Source organism: Pedobacter sp. N36a (assembly GCF_014472395.1).
Lineage (GTDB): Bacteria > Bacteroidota > Bacteroidia > Sphingobacteriales > Sphingobacteriaceae > Pedobacter.
In genome coordinates this window covers 241,604-259,549 of the sequence record NZ_JACSZW010000001.1, presented here as the reverse complement: position 1 = coordinate 259,549, position 17,946 = coordinate 241,604, and the positions used below count along the sequence as shown (strand labels likewise).

General features: G+C 43.0%; 17 protein-coding genes. 15 read left to right on the top strand and 2 right to left on the bottom strand.

Translation table 11 applies throughout. The features are described 5' to 3' along the window. Positions 1-17 precede the first annotated feature (17 nt). The 12 genes from H9X96_RS01275 (at position 18) to H9X96_RS01220 (ending at position 12,355) form a co-directional block, all read left to right on the top strand. Complete coding sequence (locus H9X96_RS01275; protein WP_187664534.1) at positions 18-2,246, top strand: cation-translocating P-type ATPase; 2,229 nt, start codon at positions 18-20, stop codon at positions 2,244-2,246. A 109-nt stretch (positions 2,247-2,355) separates the two neighbouring features. Next, on the top strand, positions 2,356-2,568 hold the full coding sequence (locus H9X96_RS01270; protein WP_187664533.1) for a heavy-metal-associated domain-containing protein: 213 nt from the start codon (positions 2,356-2,358) through the stop codon (positions 2,566-2,568). Positions 2,569-2,644: 76 nt separating this feature from the next. Beyond that, positions 2,645-3,043, top strand: a complete 399-nt coding sequence (locus H9X96_RS01265) for a hypothetical protein (protein WP_187664532.1) — start codon at positions 2,645-2,647, stop codon at positions 3,041-3,043. A gap of 91 nt (positions 3,044-3,134) precedes the next feature. After that, positions 3,135-3,704 carry an AraC family transcriptional regulator gene (locus H9X96_RS01260; RefSeq protein ID WP_187664531.1) on the top strand — a complete coding sequence of 190 codons (570 nt, stop codon included), beginning with the start codon at positions 3,135-3,137 and terminating at the stop codon, positions 3,702-3,704. Positions 3,705-3,815: 111 nt separating this feature from the next. Next, positions 3,816-4,214, top strand: a complete 399-nt coding sequence (locus tag H9X96_RS01255; RefSeq protein ID WP_187664530.1) for a hypothetical protein — start codon at positions 3,816-3,818, stop codon at positions 4,212-4,214. 98 nt (positions 4,215-4,312) lie between these two features. After that, positions 4,313-4,678 carry a heavy-metal-associated domain-containing protein gene (locus tag H9X96_RS01250; RefSeq protein WP_187664529.1) on the top strand — a complete coding sequence of 122 codons (366 nt, stop codon included), beginning with the start codon at positions 4,313-4,315 and terminating at the stop codon, positions 4,676-4,678. A 118-nt stretch (positions 4,679-4,796) separates the two neighbouring features. Continuing rightward, positions 4,797-6,095 carry an efflux RND transporter permease subunit gene (locus H9X96_RS01245; protein ID WP_187664528.1) on the top strand — a complete coding sequence of 433 codons (1,299 nt, stop codon included), beginning with the start codon at positions 4,797-4,799 and terminating at the stop codon, positions 6,093-6,095. After that, positions 6,092-8,029, top strand: a complete 1,938-nt coding sequence (locus H9X96_RS01240) for an efflux RND transporter permease subunit (RefSeq protein WP_187664527.1) — start codon at positions 6,092-6,094, stop codon at positions 8,027-8,029. Before H9X96_RS01245 ends, H9X96_RS01240 begins: the two co-directional genes overlap by 4 nt. Further along, positions 7,995-9,344 (top strand): TolC family protein, encoded by a 1,350-nt coding sequence (locus H9X96_RS01235; RefSeq protein ID WP_255430945.1) that lies wholly within the window; start codon positions 7,995-7,997, stop codon positions 9,342-9,344. Before H9X96_RS01240 ends, H9X96_RS01235 begins: the two co-directional genes overlap by 35 nt. Further along, positions 9,322-10,563 (top strand): HlyD family secretion protein, encoded by a 1,242-nt coding sequence (locus H9X96_RS01230; RefSeq protein WP_187664526.1) that lies wholly within the window; start codon positions 9,322-9,324, stop codon positions 10,561-10,563. Before H9X96_RS01235 ends, H9X96_RS01230 begins: the two co-directional genes overlap by 23 nt. Before the next feature lie 3 nt (positions 10,564-10,566). After that, positions 10,567-11,793, top strand: a complete 1,227-nt coding sequence (locus tag H9X96_RS01225; RefSeq protein WP_187664525.1) for an efflux RND transporter periplasmic adaptor subunit — start codon at positions 10,567-10,569, stop codon at positions 11,791-11,793. Between the two features lie 7 nt (positions 11,794-11,800). Next, positions 11,801-12,355, top strand: coding sequence for a DUF3347 domain-containing protein (locus H9X96_RS01220; protein ID WP_187664524.1), 555 nt, complete (start codon positions 11,801-11,803; stop codon positions 12,353-12,355). A 38-nt stretch (positions 12,356-12,393) separates the two neighbouring features. On the opposite strand, the gene H9X96_RS01215 is transcribed toward H9X96_RS01220, so the two are convergent. Further along, the gene (locus tag H9X96_RS01215) at positions 12,394-12,735 is read right to left on the bottom strand and encodes a helix-turn-helix domain-containing protein (RefSeq protein ID WP_187664523.1); all 342 of its coding nucleotides are present in this window, start codon (positions 12,733-12,735) and stop codon (positions 12,394-12,396) included. 72 nt (positions 12,736-12,807) lie between these two features. Between H9X96_RS01215 and H9X96_RS01210 the strand changes: the two genes are divergently transcribed. From H9X96_RS01210 to H9X96_RS01200, 3 genes are all read left to right on the top strand, one after another. After that, complete coding sequence (locus tag H9X96_RS01210) at positions 12,808-13,257, top strand: VOC family protein (RefSeq protein ID WP_187664522.1); 450 nt, start codon at positions 12,808-12,810, stop codon at positions 13,255-13,257. 88 nt (positions 13,258-13,345) lie between these two features. Further along, positions 13,346-15,934: a phosphatidylglycerol lysyltransferase domain-containing protein gene (locus H9X96_RS01205; RefSeq protein WP_187664521.1), complete on the top strand. Its 2,589-nt coding sequence runs from the start codon at positions 13,346-13,348 to the stop codon at positions 15,932-15,934. A 5-nt stretch (positions 15,935-15,939) separates the two neighbouring features. Next, positions 15,940-17,373, top strand: coding sequence for an AcvB/VirJ family lysyl-phosphatidylglycerol hydrolase (locus tag H9X96_RS01200; RefSeq protein WP_187664520.1), 1,434 nt, complete (start codon positions 15,940-15,942; stop codon positions 17,371-17,373). A 23-nt stretch (positions 17,374-17,396) separates the two neighbouring features. Here H9X96_RS01200 and H9X96_RS01195 read toward each other — a convergent pair whose 3' ends face one another. Then, entirely contained in the window at positions 17,397-17,897 is a 501-nt protein-coding gene (locus H9X96_RS01195; RefSeq protein WP_187664519.1) for a DinB family protein, read from the bottom strand. Positions 17,898-17,946 lie beyond the last annotated feature (49 nt).

Below are 17,946 nucleotides of genomic sequence, written 5' to 3'. Positions count from 1 at the left end.
AAATAGAAAGATACATCATGAAACAAAATATAGAAACCCTTACTTTTCCCGTTTTAGGGATGACTTGTGCCTCCTGTGCCAGCAGTGTTGAATCCATGGTTGGCGCACAGGAAGGGGTAGCTCATGCGGAGGTAAATTATGCCACCCAATCGGTAAAGGTGACCTATCATAACGATAAAGTTAAGCCTGCAGATTTGCAGAAAGCTTTACAATCTGTTGGTTACGACTTGATTCTGGAGGAAGAAGGTGCTAAAGAAAAACAGGAAGCCATACAGCAGACTAATTACCAGCAATTAAAAAAGAGGATGATTGCCTCTTCGATTTTGGCGATACCAGTGGTGATCATTGGGATGTTTTTCATGGATATGCCGAATGGCAATTACTATATGATGGCTTTAACTGAGCCAATTCTATTCATTTTTGGAAAGAACTTCTTTGTGAACGCCTGGAAACAAGCACAGCATGGTGCTGCAAACATGGACACCTTAGTGGCTTTGAGTACGGGAATTGCCTTCATTTTTAGTGTTTTCAATACCTTCTACCCGGAATTCTGGTATTCCAGAGGTTTACATCCCCATGTTTATTTTGAAGCAGCAGCGGTAGTGATTGTTTTCATTATGCTGGGAAAATTACTGGAAGAAAAAGCAAAATCAAATACTTCCTCGGCCATTAAAAAACTGATGGGCTTACAGCCTAAAACGGTCATCCTGGTAAATGAACAGGGCGAAAAGGAAATTCCTATAGCTGAGGTGCGCGTTGGCGATCAGTTAATGGTGCGTTCGGGAGAGAAAATTCCTGTGGATGGAGTCGTCTATCAGGGCAATTCTTATGTCGATGAAAGCATGATTACTGGAGAACCGGTGGCAGTAGCCAAAATGGAAGGCGATCAGGTGTTCGCCGGAACGATCAATCAAAAGGGAACCTTTCGTTTTAAAGCGGAAAAAGTAGGTGCTGAAACTATGCTGGCACAGATCATTAAATTGGTTCAGGATGCGCAGGGTTCGAAAGCACCAGTACAAAAATTAGTGGATAAGATTGCTGGTATTTTCGTACCGGTGGTGATGTTCATCGCAGTTTTAACACTTGGCGCCTGGTTATTATCGGGTGGAGAACATGCTTTTACCCACGGCCTGTTGGCAATGGTCACCGTATTGGTGATTGCTTGTCCATGTGCTTTAGGTTTGGCAACGCCAACCGCCATTATGGTGGGAATTGGTAAAGGCGCAGAAACGGGTGTACTGATAAAAAATGCAGAAGCATTGGAATTGGGCTATAAAGTAAATGCCGTGATCCTGGATAAAACAGGGACGATTACCGAGGGAAAACCGGAAGTCACTACCCTAGAATGGGCTACAGACCTTCCTGAAGAAACAGAAAAGTTAGCAAAAGTCCTGATGGCTTTGGAACATGCTTCGGAACATCCATTGGCAGAAGCGATTGTCCGTCATTTAAAAACTACAGGCAGGGAAACGGTAGCACTGAGTCATTTTGAAAGTCTGACCGGAAAAGGGGTAGAAGGCATAGTAGATGGCATTAAATATTGGGCAGGAAGTCATAAGATTTTAAAAGATCAAAATATTCCGGTAACTCCCGCAATGGCTGATCAGGTTTTAAGCTTACAGGAAAAGGCACAAACGGTCATTTACCTGGCCAACAAAACACAGGTATTGGCGATTGTAGCGATTGCAGATCAGGTAAAAGCAGGTTCGGCAAAGGCGGTTGCGGCATTGAAAGCGCAGGGAATTGACGTTTACATGCTTACCGGCGACAATGCGCATACGGCAGCATCTGTAGCTAAACAGGCCGGGATTGATCATTATACTGCAGATGTACTGCCAGCTGATAAAGCAGATTTCGTAAAAGAATTGCAGTCGAAGGGAAAAGTAGTGGCGATGGTAGGTGATGGGATCAACGATAGCCAGGCATTGGCTCAGGCAGATGTTTCTATTGCCATGGGCAGAGGTTCTGATATGGCCATTGATGTGGCGAGTATCACCCTGGTTTCTTCTGATTTACAGCAGGTGCCAAAAGCATTGAAACTTTCTAAACAAACGGTTCGTACGATTCGTCAGAATCTGTTTTGGGCCTTCATTTATAACCTGATCGGGATTCCGATCGCTGCAGGATTGCTGTATCCGATCAATGGATTTTTATTGAATCCTATGATTGCCGGTGCTGCCATGGCTTTGAGTTCTGTATCTGTGGTGAGCAATAGCTTAAGGTTAAAGCTCTCCAAATTAAGTTAATTAATAAGGGAGGTGCAGCCGCAATAGTTTACAAAATGCAATAGCGATAATTTACAAATGACTAAATGTCAAATCATTCAATATCAATTATTTTTAATCATATCATCAAATGGAAACTTTAAAATTTAAAACGAATATCAAATGCGGCGGATGTATTTCAACCGTTACCCCACATCTGGACGGAATCACGGCAGTGTCGAAATGGGAAGTAGATACCCATACGCCAGACAAAATTCTAACTATTGAAAGTGATTTGGACCTGGATGAGGAACTGATTAAAGAGACGCTGAAGAAAGCAGGATTTCAGGCAGAGCGTGTTTAATTTATTTGCTTTCCTGCCTTAAATCGTATATTTGCGGGCGGAGACCATTAAAAGGTCTCCGCTTTTGCTGTACCCAATGAAGAAAATCGGAGCTTTAAGTTTTGCTGCATTCTACCTGATGCTAACCACAGGATTATTTGTGTGTTTGCTCCATTGCGCGATGGCCTCCAGTTTTTCCCTGGAAGATAGGGCTGCTCATCAGGACTCTAAAGTAGTTACCGGAACTGTGGTTTTGGATAAAGACTGTGATTGCTGCGAACACCATGGGGAATATACCGTAAAAGAAAATGCCAAAACTTCAGCAACTGCAGGATTAAAGACCAGATATATCTGGTCGGCGGTTAGTCAGCAACTGTATGCTTATCTTATCAGAACAGCAATTGCTGTAAATACAGGAGGATGGACGGCACATACCAGCAGTGCTGCTTTTAAGAAAACACCTATATACCTCTCCAACAGGGTGCTCATCATTTGATCAAGCGGGGGATTATTTCCTCCATTATTTTTAACGCTTATTGCGCAGTGGAAATTCGCTGCGGTTTTAACTTAATTTAGCTTGAATACTCATGTTATTACATATAAAAAATATGGTTTGCGAACGCTGTATTACTGCTGTTCGTCATCAAATGGAAAACTTAAATTTCCTGGTTTCTGATATTACTTTAGGAACGGTGCAAATTCACCCTGATCCGGAAGACCGTCAATTACAAAATATAGCTTCTTCCCTGAAAATTCTGGGATTTGAGCTGATGGATAAAGAAAAAGATCAATTGGTAGAACGCATTAAAACGGTGATCATTGAAATTGTTCATTATTCCGATCTGGCCAATTTAAACCAGAGTCTACTCAGCATCATCGCCATGCGCGTCAACCGTGATTATACTTTTTTAAGCCGCCTATTTTCTGATTCGGAAGGATTAACCATTGAAAAGTTTATCATTCATCAGAAAATTGAAAAGGTGAAAGAACTGATTGAATATGGGGAGTTAAACCTCAATGAGATCTCCATGAAAATGGGGTATAGCAGTAATGCACACCTTTCTTCGCAATTTAAGGCGATCACTGGTATCGCACCGAGTAAGTATAAAGCGGAGGGAAAATCTCTAAGAAACCCAATAGACAAGATCAAAAATTAATGCCTTTAAGCTGATCAAGAGGAACTCTTGAGCCTAAACCGGCTTAATTGTATAAAATAATTTCAAAATTATATAAAATTAAGCCGGTTAAAATGACCAACTTTGAAGGTAATGAAGAAAACACTCCTTACCATTATTGCAATGTTCTATCTGGGAATTTCCAGTGGATCAACGCTGCACTTCCATTATTGCATGGGAGAGTTGGTAAGCTGGGGTTTGGAGAAGCAAAGTGCTGAGCTTTGTGAGTTTTGCGGAATGCCTAAGAGTCCTTCGAAAGGCAAATCCTGCTGTGAGGATCAGCAGCAGGAAACAAAAGTAGACCAGAGCCAAACGGCCAGTCAACAGGTTTACCAGTTTAATCCGCCATTTCAGGCCATCATTCCAGCGGTATTTTTCCTGGATTATGCCGTAGAACTTCCTGTAAAAATTACCAGAGAAGCATTAAGCAATGCACCTCCTGATGGGTTGAAAGTGCCTGTCTTCCTGAAAAACTGTACCTATAGAATATAATACCCTTCTTTTCTAATTAAGACACCTTCGTGTCCTGGCTATGGCTTTGTCGTAGCCCCAAATTATTAAACCATTTTTTTACTATTTATATAATTATCATGAAATCATTAAGATTTGCTATGGTGGTCGGATTGACCTTCCTTGGTGCTGCGGTATTCGCACAATCAAAAACTGAAAGTATCAAAGTATTGGGTAACTGCTCGATGTGCAAAAAAACTATTGAGACCTCTTTAAAGGTTCCAGGAGTAAATTCTGCGGATTGGAATACAGAGACAAAAATGCTGAAAGTGAGCTACGACAGTACAAAAATCAGCAATGATGAAGTACAGAAAAAAGTAGCGGCAGTAGGTTATGATACCCCAAAATACAAAGCTAAGAATGAAGTTTACGATGCCTTACATGGCTGTTGCCAGTATGATCGTGAAGCAGGCGACAAATTGCCAAAAGCGCCTAAGAAACACTAACTTTTAATCAGGAGAATCTGTAAATGCAATGTCTGAGGGAGCAGTTGTATTTACAGATGCCCTTCCTGATTCCTTTAAAATCTTGTTGGTTCAACATCATTATAATTTATAATATAAAATGGTACATAAAATTATAGAATGGTCCATGCGCAACCGGTTTATTGTGCTGGTATTGTCTCTAGGATTGTTCGTTTGGGGGATCTATGCCGTCAAGAAAAATCCGATCGATGCGATACCGGACCTGTCCGAAAACCAGGTGATCGTATTTACAGAGTGGATGGGGCGCTCACCCCAGCTCATCGAAGATCAGGTTACCTATCCATTGGTCACCAATTTGCAGGGAATCCCTAAGATTAAATACGTTCGTGGATCTTCCATGTTCGGAATGAGCTTTATCTATGTCATCTTTGAAGATGATGTGGATGTGTACTGGGCAAGAGAACGGGTGCTGGAACGAATCAGTACGATTTCGAAAACTTTGCCAGATGGTGTAGCGCCGCAGTTAGGCCCTGATGGAACAGGTGTAGGCCATGTATTGTGGTATACACTGGATGCTCCGGATATGGATTTGGGTGAGCAGCGCGCTATTCAGGACTGGTATGTAAAGTTTGCCCTGCAAACCGTGCCAGGCGTGAGTGAGATTGCTTCTTTCGGAGGCTTTCAGAAACAATATCAGATTTCTATCGATCCCAATAAATTGCTTTACTATAAACTAACTGCCCCGGAGGTGATTGCGGCGGTGCGTAGCAACAATAACGAATCCGGAGGTAGGAAGTTTGAAATGAGTGATATGGGCTATATCATAAAGACCTCAGGCTACCTCAAATCTATTAAAGAGATTGCAGATATTCCAGTGAAGAACCAGAATGGTACGCCAATCCGGGTTTCCGATCTGGCAACGGTCCAGATGACCGGAGAAACCCGACTGGGGATTTTTGACCAAAATGGAGCAGGAGAGCGTGCCGGAGGAATTGTGGTCATGCGCTATGGCGAAAACGCTGCGGAAGTAATCGATAAGGTAAAAGCCAAAATGAAAGAAGTTTCCAAAGGTTTGCCTAAAGGTGTGAAATTCGACATTGTGTACGACCGTGGGGAGCTGATTAAAGAATCTGTGGATTCCATCACGCATACCCTGATTGAAGAGATGATTGTAGTTTCAATTATTGTCATCATTTTCCTTTTCCACTGGCGCAGTGCAGTGAGTATTATCATTCAGATTCCCATCACGATCGCCGCCAGTTTTATTCTACTCAATGCTTTTGACATTTCTTCCAATATTATGTCGCTAACCGGGATCGCCCTGGCCATCGGCGTGATTGTCGACAATGGGATTATCATGAGTGAAAATGCTTATAAACACCTTTCAGAGCGCTATCAGGTCTGGGAGCAGGAACAACAAAAAACAACTGAATCATGATTAAGTGGTTAAAAAATAGATTTCGTAAGTCCCCGGATTGGATTACGGAAGAGGAGCGCCTGGCGATCATCACTAAATCCAGTAAACAGGTGTCGAGAGGAGTATTCTTCGCAACAGTGATCATTATTACTTCTTTTCTGCCGGTATTTATGCTGACAGGCCAGGAGGGAAAACTGTTCCACCCATTGGCTTTTACAAAGACCTTTATTATGATCGTGGATGCCTTGCTGGTGATCACATTAGCACCGGTATTGATTTCATTCTTTATGAAAGGGAAGTTCAGGCCAGACAGTGCCAATCCGGTTAACCGGGTATTAGAGAAGTTTTATGAGCCAGTGATCAGAACAGTGCTGAATTGGAGGAAAACAACTTTAGCGATCAATATCATTGCTTTACTGATCACGATACCCTTATTGAAAAACTTGGGAACGGAGTTCATTCCACCATTGGACGAGCAGAGTATTTTGTTTATGCCGGTGACTTTGCCTGATGTTTCGAATGCAGAAGCGAAAAGAATTTTGCAGGTGCAGGATAAGATTATTAAGTCGGTGCCGGAAGTAGATAAAGTGCTTGGAAAAGCGGGCAGAGCTAATACAGCAACTGATAATTCGCCAATCAGTATGATTGAAACGATCATCACACTGAAACCGAAAAGTGAATGGAGGGAAGGGATGACGAAGAAAGACATCATCACTGAACTGGATGCGAAACTGCAGATCCCAGGGGTGGTAAATGGATGGACGCAGCCCATCATCAACAGGATCAATATGTTGGCTACCGGGATTCGTACCGATGTGGGAATTAAGGTTTTCGGACAAAACCTGGATACAATTGCCTCCGTTTCTGAACGTGTAAAAGCGGCTTTGGAGGGGACAGCAGGGGTAAGTGACCTTTTTGTGGAGCCGATTACTGGAGGTAAATACCTGTCTATCGACGTAAAAAGGGAAGAACTGGCACGTTATGGCTTGAATGTAGATGATGTAAATCAGATTGTAGAAACGGCATTGGGTGGCGCAACGATCGGGAATACCATCGAAGGGCGTCAGCGCTTTTCGATCAGTGTGCGTTTGGCTCAGGAATATAGGAATAGTGTAGCGCAGATTAAACGGATTCCGATTCAATCGAAAGGTTTTGGCGAGGTGCCTTTATCAGCTGTTGCCGACATTAAGTTTGAAGATGGTCCGCCGATGATCAGTTCAGATAATGCGATTCTTCGCGGAGCAGTGATGTTTAACGTAAGAGACCGTGATTTGGGCAGTACCGTTCAGGAGGCCATGGAGAAATTGAATAAGGAGAAAGGGATGCTTCCTGAAGGTTATTTCCTGGAATGGAGCGGACAATATGAAAACCTGATTCGAGGTAAACAAACGCTGATGTGGATTGCACCAGTGGTATTGCTGATCATTTTCTTCTCACTATACTTCGCTTTTAAATCCATCAGGGAAGCTTTCCTAAGTTTGATTACGGTGCCTTTTGCCTTGATTGGCGGAGCTTATATGATTTATTTCTGGGGCGTAAATCTATCTGTAGGAGTTGCTGTCGGCTTTATTGCCTTATTCGGAATTGCCGTGGAGACGGGTATTGTAATGGTGATTTATCTCAATGATGCCATGGCACAGTTGATCAAATTGAAAGGGAATTCCAGTGAGACGATCACTAAAGAAGACCTGAGGGAATATGTGATTTTTGGTGCAGCCAGGAGATTAAGACCAAAACTGATGACGGTTTGTGTATCGCTGTTTGGCTTGGTGCCAGTATTATGGGCTACGGGAGTTGGAGTGGATGTGATGCAGCCGATCGTCTTACCGATGATTGGTGGCGTATTGACTTCTTCTACGCACATTTTGCTGGTGACACCACTGATCTTTTTGATGTCAAAAGAATATGAATTGAGAAAATATGGAAAACTGGAGGTTCATGATGTACACCATTAAAAGAATAGCAGCATGGGTATTTTTGTTACCTTTTGCTGCGTTAGCACAGGAAAAACCAGCAGTTTCGCAGCCGAAAAATGAAGTTTCACAGGCGCAGTTCATGGCATCGCAGGAAAAAGTATTGCAGGAGAAGCCCATGCTCTCTCTGGATACCATTTTGAAAAGAATTGACAAGAACAACTTGCTCTTGCAGTCTTACGGACTGAGGGCAGAAAGCTTTAGGCATACGGCCAATGCGGCAACGGCATGGATGGCACCGATGGTTGGTGTTGGTACATTTATGACCCCATATCCTGGTCAGAAGATCATGGATGAGGGGGATAAAGGCTCGATTATGGTGCAGCTGGAACAGGAAATTCCTAATCCTGCAAAATTGAAAGCCAATAAAAAGTTTATTGAATCAAAGGGCAAGGTTGAAAATGCGACCAGAGGAGTCACCCTCAATGAATACAAAGCACAAGCCAAGCGCTTGTATTTTGGCTGGCTGGTTTCCATGCAGAGAATTGCGGTTTTGAAAGAAAATGAGAAGATCATGCAAACTATGAAAAAGGTGGAAGAGATCAGGTATCCTTTCAACCAATCAAAATTGAGCGGCGTTTATCGCGCTACCGCCAAAATTGAAGAGAATAGAAATATGATCCGCATGATGGAAGGGGATATGGCGAAATCTAAAGCCTGGTTAAACAGTTTGATGAACAATCCTGGAAATATGGATTTTGCTATTGATTCTACTTACCAGCCTACTTATGTGCCTGCTTCGGCGATTGATACAGCGAGCCTGGCCATGGTGAGGAAGGATATTGAGAAAATGGATTACAGTATTCAATCGATGAAATTGAATATTGAAGCCATGCAGCAGCAGGCTAAGCCAGATTTTAAACTGCGCTTTGACCACATGTCGCCATTAGCGAAAATGATGCCTAAAGCTTATAGCGTCATGGGGATGGTGAGTATTCCAATCGCACCCTGGTCTTCTAAAATGTATAAATCGGAAGTGAAAGGGATGGGATATGAAGTGCTGGCGATGGAAAAAGAAAAAGCGGCCATGCTTCAGGAAACGCAAGGCATGCTGTACGGGATGCAGTATGAGATTCAGTCTATGCAAAAGCGGATCGATGCCATGGAAAAAACCATTATTCCAACCCTAAAAAAGACCATGGATGTGAGTATGCTGAGTTATCGCGAAAACAAGATGGAATTACCGGAAGTGATGGGTACCTGGGAAGCTTTAACCATGATGCAGGCCAATGTATTGGATGAAAAATTGAAACTTTATTTAATGATCGTAGATTATGAGAAAGAATTATATCGTTAAGCCCGGCAGGAACCTACGTGTTTTTATGGGATTGGCGGCGATCAGTATGCTGGTGTTGAGCGCCTGTAAAGAGAAAAAGAAAGTAGATAGTCATCATGACCCCGCAACGGTAAATATAGACAGCAATCTTTCTCATTTGTTGAAACCCTCAAATGAGCAGGTGGTGTCTGCTCTTCCAGTGATCAAAGCCGAATATGGAAGTAGAATCTTTACGGAAGAGGTGCAGGGGATCATTAATTATGACACGAGAAATCAGCATAATATTTCGAGTAAAATCGGAGGAAGAATCGAGCGGCTATGGATTAAGTATAATTATCAGCCAGTAAAAAAGGGGCAGCTGATCATGGAGATTTATTCGCCGGATCTGGCTGCTGCTCAGCAGGAATTGCTGTTCATTTACCGCACTGGAAATGATCCGCTGATGTTGGAGAAGGGAAAACAGCGCCTGCTATTATTGGGCATGACTTCCTCCGGAATCAGTGCTTTGCTGAAACGTGGTACACCGAGTTACCGCATTCCTATATACAGCAATGTTTCTGGCTATATTCTGGAGAAATCGGCCGCTGCCGCCATTGTAAGTCCAACGGTTTCTTCAGCTGCACCTGCAGGCGGCGACGGAATGGGCAGTATGACTGGCGATGCAGCAGCAGCGGCAACACCAACCAGCCCTGCAGCACCGGTTAATTCGCCCGTTTTATTAAGAGAAGGGCAGTATGTTAGTGCAGGTGCCTCTCTTTTTACGGTATACAGCTCGGATCAGCTCCTGGCCGAATTCTCCCTGAAAGCAGCATTGGCAGCCCATTTGAAGGTAGGCAGTAAGTTTGTCTTTTATAAAACTTCGGATAAATCCGGAAGTCAAACCGCGAGAATAGGCCTAATTCAGCCAACTTTCAAGAACGGGGAGAATTTTACGATTGCCAGGGCTTATTTAAATCATCAAAAGATTAAGATTGGTCAGCTGGTGACGGCGAGGATTCCGGTACAATTATCAGCATCATGGTGGCTGCCCGAAGCAGCAGTGCTCTCCCTGGGAAATCAGCGCGTAGTGTTTAAAAAAGAAGGGAATGTGTTCATCCCGAAGGTGGTAGATGCAGGAATCAACATTGCGGGAAAAGTACAGGTTAAGGAAGATATCAGTGGCTGGAATATCAGTAAAAATGCCGCCTATCTGGTAGATAGCGAGAGTTTTATTAAAATGACACAAAATAAGGATCAGTAAAATATGGAACGGAAATTATTTATAAAACGGTTTGCCATGATTGCCCTGGTTCCATCAATATTCGTTGCCGCTTGTAAAAGCGAGGTGAAGGAAACGAAAGCTGGAGTTACTGCAAAACAACAGACTTATACTTGTCCGATGCACCCTCAGGTGATCAAGGAAGAAATGGGAACTTGTCCGATTTGTGGGATGGATTTAGTGCCTTTTGAAAAGAATAGCAATGATAAAGCTTTGAAAGTGGATGAGAAAAGACAACTCCTCGCCAATATTTCCACCCTAATTATTGGGGCAAACAGCCTGAGCGGAACTAAGCAATTGAACGGTAGATTGACGATCGACCCGGAGCAGAGTAGTTATATCTCCAGTCGTATTGCAGGAAGAATTGAACAATTATATGTGCGTGAAACTGGTGTCCGTGTGAAAAAAGGACAGCCGCTATATCAATTGTATTCAGAGCAATTAGCGGCGTTGCAGCAGGAATACCTGATGGCGGTAGCACAGCAAAAGCAATTTCCAGGGGATAAAATTGAACAGCAGCTGCTGGAATCTGCCAAGCAGAAACTGTTGCTGTATGGACAATCTCCAGGGCAATTACATGCGCTCTTGACGAGTCAGAAGAAAAACCCTTATGTGACTTTTTTTGCCCCGCAAGGTGGATTAGTGGCAGAAATCTCTGTTACACCAGGTCAGTATGTTGCGGAAGGCGGCCCAATTATGAGGCTGGAAGGTTATGGGGAATTATGGGTGGAAGCAGATGTTTATCCAAATGAAGCAGGCAGTATTAAAGAAGGACAGAAAGTGAAAGTGCTGATCCCGGGCTGGGAAGATCAGCCTCAGGAAATGACTATCGATTTTATCACGCCTGCTCTGCTTTCTGGTACCCAGTTAACACAGATCAGGGGGAGTATTCCAAACCCAAATCAGCAATGGCAGCCGGGTGCTCAGGCCAATGTTTTTGTACCCACAGGAAATCAGAAATCCAGCGCCCTGACTTTGCCAGTAGATGCCGTGATCAGAGATGGGAAAGGCATGCATGTTTGGCTGAAAAAAGGAAAAGACAGTTTTGAGCCAAAACGCGTGACTACCGGTCAGGAGAACGACAATCAAGTAGAGATCACTGCAGGTTTATCCGGTGGAGAGCAGGTGGTGGTTACCGGAGCCTACCTGCTGTACAGTGAATACATTTTGAAAAAAGGAAAAAATCCAATAGAAGGTTTAAAATTAAATTAACAATTACATGAAAACAATCACAAGTTTAGCCATTACCATTGCTGCAGCCACGCTACTTTCGGCTTGCGGAAATACGCAGAAACCTGCAGCAGAATCTCATGAAGGTCATGATCACGCTACTGCAGATAAAACTGCTGTAGTCGCAGAAACAGGTAAAGTGACCTTAAAAGACGATAAACTGAATGCAGTATATCCCCATTATATTCATTTGACTACTGCCTTGACGAATGGTGATGTGGCAGAAGCAAAAGTGGCTGCACAGGCCATCGAGTTAGGGGCAAAGGAATTGTCGAACCCAGCAGGGGTATTGGCATTGACCGCCAAAATTGGCGATGCGACTGATATTGAAGTGCAAAGGGTAGCGTATGCTGCTTTGAGTGATGACTTTATTCAAAGAGCAAAAGCTTCCGGTGTCACTGGTGGTGAAATTTATGTGGAATATTGTCCAATGGCGATGAACGATAAAGGCGCTTCCTGGCTGAGCAACCAGAAAGACATCAAGAACCCATATTATGGAGAATCGATGTTAACTTGCGGAGAAGTTAAAGAAACCATTAAATAAGAAAATTAGGTTTAAGTGATGGACTGTTTCGACGGGCATCACTTATACTTTTCTCCCCATTTTGCCAGGCTATTGATCAGGGGTTTCAGACTTTTTCCTTTTAAACTTAAGCGATAAACGGGTGCTTTAGGATCTGATTTATGCTGTATTTTGAGGATCAGCTGGTCTTGTTCCAGATTTTTCAATTGTAAGGCCAATACCCGCTCTGTGATTTTAGGAATCATCTGTTTAATTTCCCCAAATCTTAAATCCTGTTCCATTAACTTCACGAGAATTGTCAGTTTCCACCTGCCGCTCAATACCGATAGCGTGTATGCAGCGTCGCAGAAATCATGTAATACCTGCTCGTTTTCGTAATTGGTTGAACTGTTTTTCCTCATGAGCTTACAATTTTGTAAGTGTCGTTTTCTAGGTCTTTTCTGCTGTAAATTTGGATAAAAATAATAGAAATTATGACAGAACGCAGTAAAATTAAAGGTTTACACCACTTAGCTATTCGTGCTCAGGATTTCGAGAAAACACTGCAATTCTATACAGATGCATTAGATTTTTCTGTAGTTCATACCTGGACTTTGCCGGAGTTTAACATCAAACAGGCAGCAATGATAAAATCCTGGGACGGACAGACCTTTATTGAAATCTTTGATGGTGCTGCGGAGGTGCCAATGGAAGGGGAGGCAGCGAAAGCAGGAGAAGCGGTCAAAACCGGTGCTTTATTACACCTGGCAATGAGCGTAGTGGATGCTGCTGCTGCTTATGAGCGTTGTTTACATGCGGGCGCAAGTCCATATATCGCAGCAATGAATTTGTCCCTCGGCCATCCTCCGGTAAGTGTCCGCAATGCTTTAGTCTATAGTCCGAATGGGGAGGTCATTGAATTTTTGGAAGGTCAGCCTTTCTAATTTTCGTAGTATGAAGATTTCTTCATGTTAATTTTCTGGATAAGCCGTATATTTAGGTAAGACCGATACGGATTATCCAATCAATATAATGAAGCGATTTAAATTCTTTGTGCCCTTTTTACGGGAGAATGGTAAAATTATATCCAGTTATGTGTTTAGTCTGTTCTTTATTGGGCTGGCTATCTGGTTCATAAAGCAGGAGCGCGGGGAAATCAGGCAGGTAGAGCATTTGCTCAGTACAGCCAAATGGGTATGGGTGCTGATCGGTATCGTCCTAAGCATTGTGTACGTATTTATCCACGGGATGATGTACCGATCCTCTTTTGCGGCAGTTTCCAGTAAGATTTCTATCGGCGACGGTACTTTACTTTTTCTCAAACGTAATTTTATCAGTGTATTTTTACCTGCCGGAGGCGTCTCCTCACTTGCTTTTTTTAGCAGTCCGATTGAACAGAAGGGCGTCAGTAAATCTCAGATCAACTTTGCTTCTTCAATTTATGGTTTTGTAGGGATTTTATCGGTATTGGTGATTGCCATACCGGTATTTATCTACGCTATCCTGGAAGGAAGTATTGGTTATGGGGAATGGTTTGGCTTAATCGCCGCTATAGTATTGATGCTGGGCATTTACCTCTTATACCGTTCGGTGATTCAAAGAGGGTCGCTATATCGCTTTATCATTAAATACATCCCGGTGATTGAAGTTTATGCAGCAGAATTTAGAAACAACCAGATTGAGCGTAAGCATTTCATTGCTACTTTTTTATACAGCAGTTTGATTGAGCTGGTTGGGATTGTCCACATTTACATCGCCATGCTGGCTTTAGATTTGCCTGCTTCCTGGATGATTGCGGTGATCAGTTATATTGTCGCCGTAGTTTTCCTGATCATTTCTCCATTTTTGAGGGGGCTGGGAGCGGTAGAAGCTTCTATGACTTTTATCCTGATCCGACTGGGATTTGCTGCTCCACAAGCGGTATCTATTACTTTTCTTTACCGCTTCATGGAGTTCTGGATCCCGATGTTTATCGGAGCAATGAGCTTCCTGTTCCGGATCAATAAACTGCTGATGCGGGTGGTTCCAGCGCTGTTTTTACTTTTATTAGGGGTGATCAATGTGGTTTCCGTACTCACTCCCGCAATTCATTCCCGATTGCGCTTTGTAAAGGATTTTATCCCCATGGAAGCGATTACGGCCTCCAATTACTTTGTACTGGTGGCCGGTTTATTTCTACTGGTTACTGCGGCTTTCATGCTGAAGGGGCTGCGGATGGCCTGGTATTTCGCAATGGCGCTTTGTTTACTCTCCTTAGTAGGACACCTCAGCAAGGCCATTGACTATGAAGAAGCTGGTTTTTCTGTGCTGGTGATGATCATTCTGATGACTTCCAGGAAAGAATATTACATTAGAAATAACGCGAAGCTCAGGTCTTTTGGTATCCAAACCACGCTGCTCAGTATCCTGGGCATCATGATTTATGGTACGATCGGCTTTTACTTCCTCGATAAAAAGCATTTTAATATTGATTTCAGCTGGCTGCAATCTATTCGCTATACCCTGGAGAACTTTATCCTGATCGGCAGTAATGACCTGCAGCCGATGGATCATTTTGCCCGCGGATTTCTGTATTCTATCAATATCTCCGGCTTTTTGTCTATCGGATTCCTGATTTATACACTGATCAGGCCATATATCTCCCGCGATGAAACAGAGGAAGCGGAATTTGACAGGGCCAATCAGTTGCTGGAAAAGTTTGGGAATTCCGGGATTGATTATTTTAAAACCTATCAAGACAAATTGATTTATTTTTCGGAGTCAATGGAAGGCTTTGTAGCCTACAGAATTGCGGGGAATTTTGCCGTTGTACTGGAATGTCCGGTGACGGCAATTGAAAACCGGAGGGCTTTTATAAAAGATTTTGACCAATACTGCTTTGAAAACGGGATGAAGAGTCTTTACTACAGAGTTCCGGAAGAAAGTCTGGAAGATTTCTTTGCCTTAGGAAAAAAACGCTTGTTTCTAGGGCAGGAGGGATTGGTAGACCTGACCAGCTTTTCTCTGGAAGGAGGAAGTAAGAAATCTATTCGCAATGCCTTGAAAAAAGTGAGTGATCAGGGATACCAGACGAAAATATATGAGGCACCTATCAAAGATGGCTTGCTGCAAAAAATAAAGTCCGTCTCAGATGGTTGGCTGGAAGATATGGACCGCGAGGAACTGGTGTTTTCACAAGGGATATTTAACTGGGAAGAATTAAAGGGGCAAACCATTATTACCGTGGAGAATGCAGAAGAAAAGATTGTCGCTTTTATGAATGTGATTCCTGATTATGCAGCGGGGGAAGGTACCTACGACCTGATCCGAAAAACCAGTGATGCGCCGAATGGGATTATTGATTTTATCATGGTGGCACTTTTTCAGCACCTGAAAGCAGAAGGCTTTACGAAAGTAAACCTCGGCTTTGCACCGATGTCGGGGCTAATTGACCCACATAATTTTCCAGAGCGCTCCATGAAGTTTGCTTATGAAAAGATCAGGTCATTTTCACATTATAAAGGTCTGCGTGCATCAAAAGAAAAGTTTGCTCCGGAATGGCAGAACAGGTACCTGATTTACGACCATGATTACGATTTATTACAGGTACCCACAGTGTTAACGAAAGTCATTAAACCCTAAAGCCTATGAAACCGGTATTGGTCTTTATCTTGTTGTTATTGTTAACTAGTAAACCGGTTTCAGCATTGGAGATTGATCAGGTTTCTTATGGTAAGTTCGGAGAGGTTACTATTTATCAGCCTCAGCATGCACCTGTTGCCGTTGTTCTATTCGTTTCCGGGGATGGCGGCTGGAAAGATGTAGTGGTCAATATGGCTAAAAACCTAGCCGATGATGGCGCATTGGTGCTCGGAATAGATGCCCGTCATTATGAGTATTATATGTCCAAAATGGCTGCGGCCTGTTTATATCCTGCGGCAGATTTTGAAGAATTAAGTCTATCCATTCAAAAGAAGTATAAACTTCCAAATTACCTGAAGCCGGTCTTAATGGGCTATTCTTACGGAGCGACACTGATTTATGGCATTCTGGTACAGGCACCTGCAAATACCTTTAAAGGAGGAATTGCAATTGGTTTCTCCCCTGATATCCATATCAACAAGCCTTTATGCATGGGAAATGGCTTAAACCAAAAGCCTATAAAAAAAGGAGTGTCTTATCTGTTAGGGCGCACAAATGGCCTGACCGCTCCGTTGCTGGTGATCAATGGCAAGAAAGATTTGGCTTGCCCTTTTCCGGCAACGGAGACTTTTTTGAAAGGAATGCCAATGACTGAGCTGGTTGCTTTGCCCAATGCAGGGCATGGCTTTTTAAATGCAGAAGATTGGAAAGCCCCCCTGAGTGATGGTTTCAATAGGATGTTAAAGTCGCCTGGTTTTACCGAGCGAAAGGCAGCAGAAAACAAAACAGCAAGTAATCAAGCCGCTATACTCCCTTATAAAGGGGATCTGCCCTTAACGCTAATACGAAGCCATCAGCAGAATAAATTACCGATGGTGTTTATGATTTCAGGTGATGGTGGCTGGACTAGTTTTGATCAGTCTCTGGCGGAAGAATTGGCTTTAAAGGGCCTATCTGTGCTTGGATTGGATGCACAAAAGTATTTCTGGAAGGCGAAGACTCCCGATCAGACCACCAAAGAACTGAGCCTGGCACTGGAACATTACCTCTCAGAACTGGGTAAAGAAAGCTTTATTTTGGCCGGTTATTCCTTTGGTGCCTCTATTGTTCCCTTTGTCGCAAATAGGTTGCCTGCTCATCTGAAAAGCCAGCTGAAAAGCGTGATCTCACTTTCTCCGGATGTGACTGCGGATTTTGAGATTCACTTGGTGGACCTGTTCAATTTTAGCAGCAGTAAAGATAATTATAAGGTGATCCCAGAAATGAAAAATTTATTGCCTCTGGTTCCGGTATCGATTTTTGGAACAGGGGAAGGGGCTAAAATTCGAGGCGTTTTCGTGAAAAATGGATTAAAAGTGCTCAGCATTCCAGGAGACCATCATTTTAATAAAGATTATGGGAAAATTGCTGAAACATTTTTAAAGCAGGTGACCGATTGATGATCCTTGTTAAATGTGCAGAATTAGTCCATAGGAGGCATTCCCATGCTTTCCCATTCTTCTTTTGAAGGGCCGTATATTCCGGGTACGCTGAGGCCCAGCATTCTCATGATGACAGTCATCTGGCTTCTATGGTGGCTTTCGTGTACAATTAACACAGATAGAACTTTTCCTTTTTTCCATGGTTCGCCATACATGTTGACCAGGTCATCGAGATTTGAATCTGTCCACTTTAACCGCACTGTACGCATTAACAGAGTGTTATAATCAACATAAGTTTTGATCAATTCCGGAAGTGTTGCTGGAATTGGAAGCTCATGTAAAAGGTCGGTTTCAAATAAGCCTGCATTTTTCCCCATCTCTGTCAGTGTTTGGGTGATGTGCCATGCCAGGCGTTCCAGAGAACGTACATTTTCATGAATTTTTACTGACTTGCTTTCCTCTGTAAGGTTGGAAAATAGTTTGACGGTATTAGACTCTTCTTCTTTACGTTCAGTCAGGAAATCTTCAATACTACGATACATAATTCTCAGGTTTTTGTGTTACGAAGGTGCAAAGATTTCCTCAATTGCT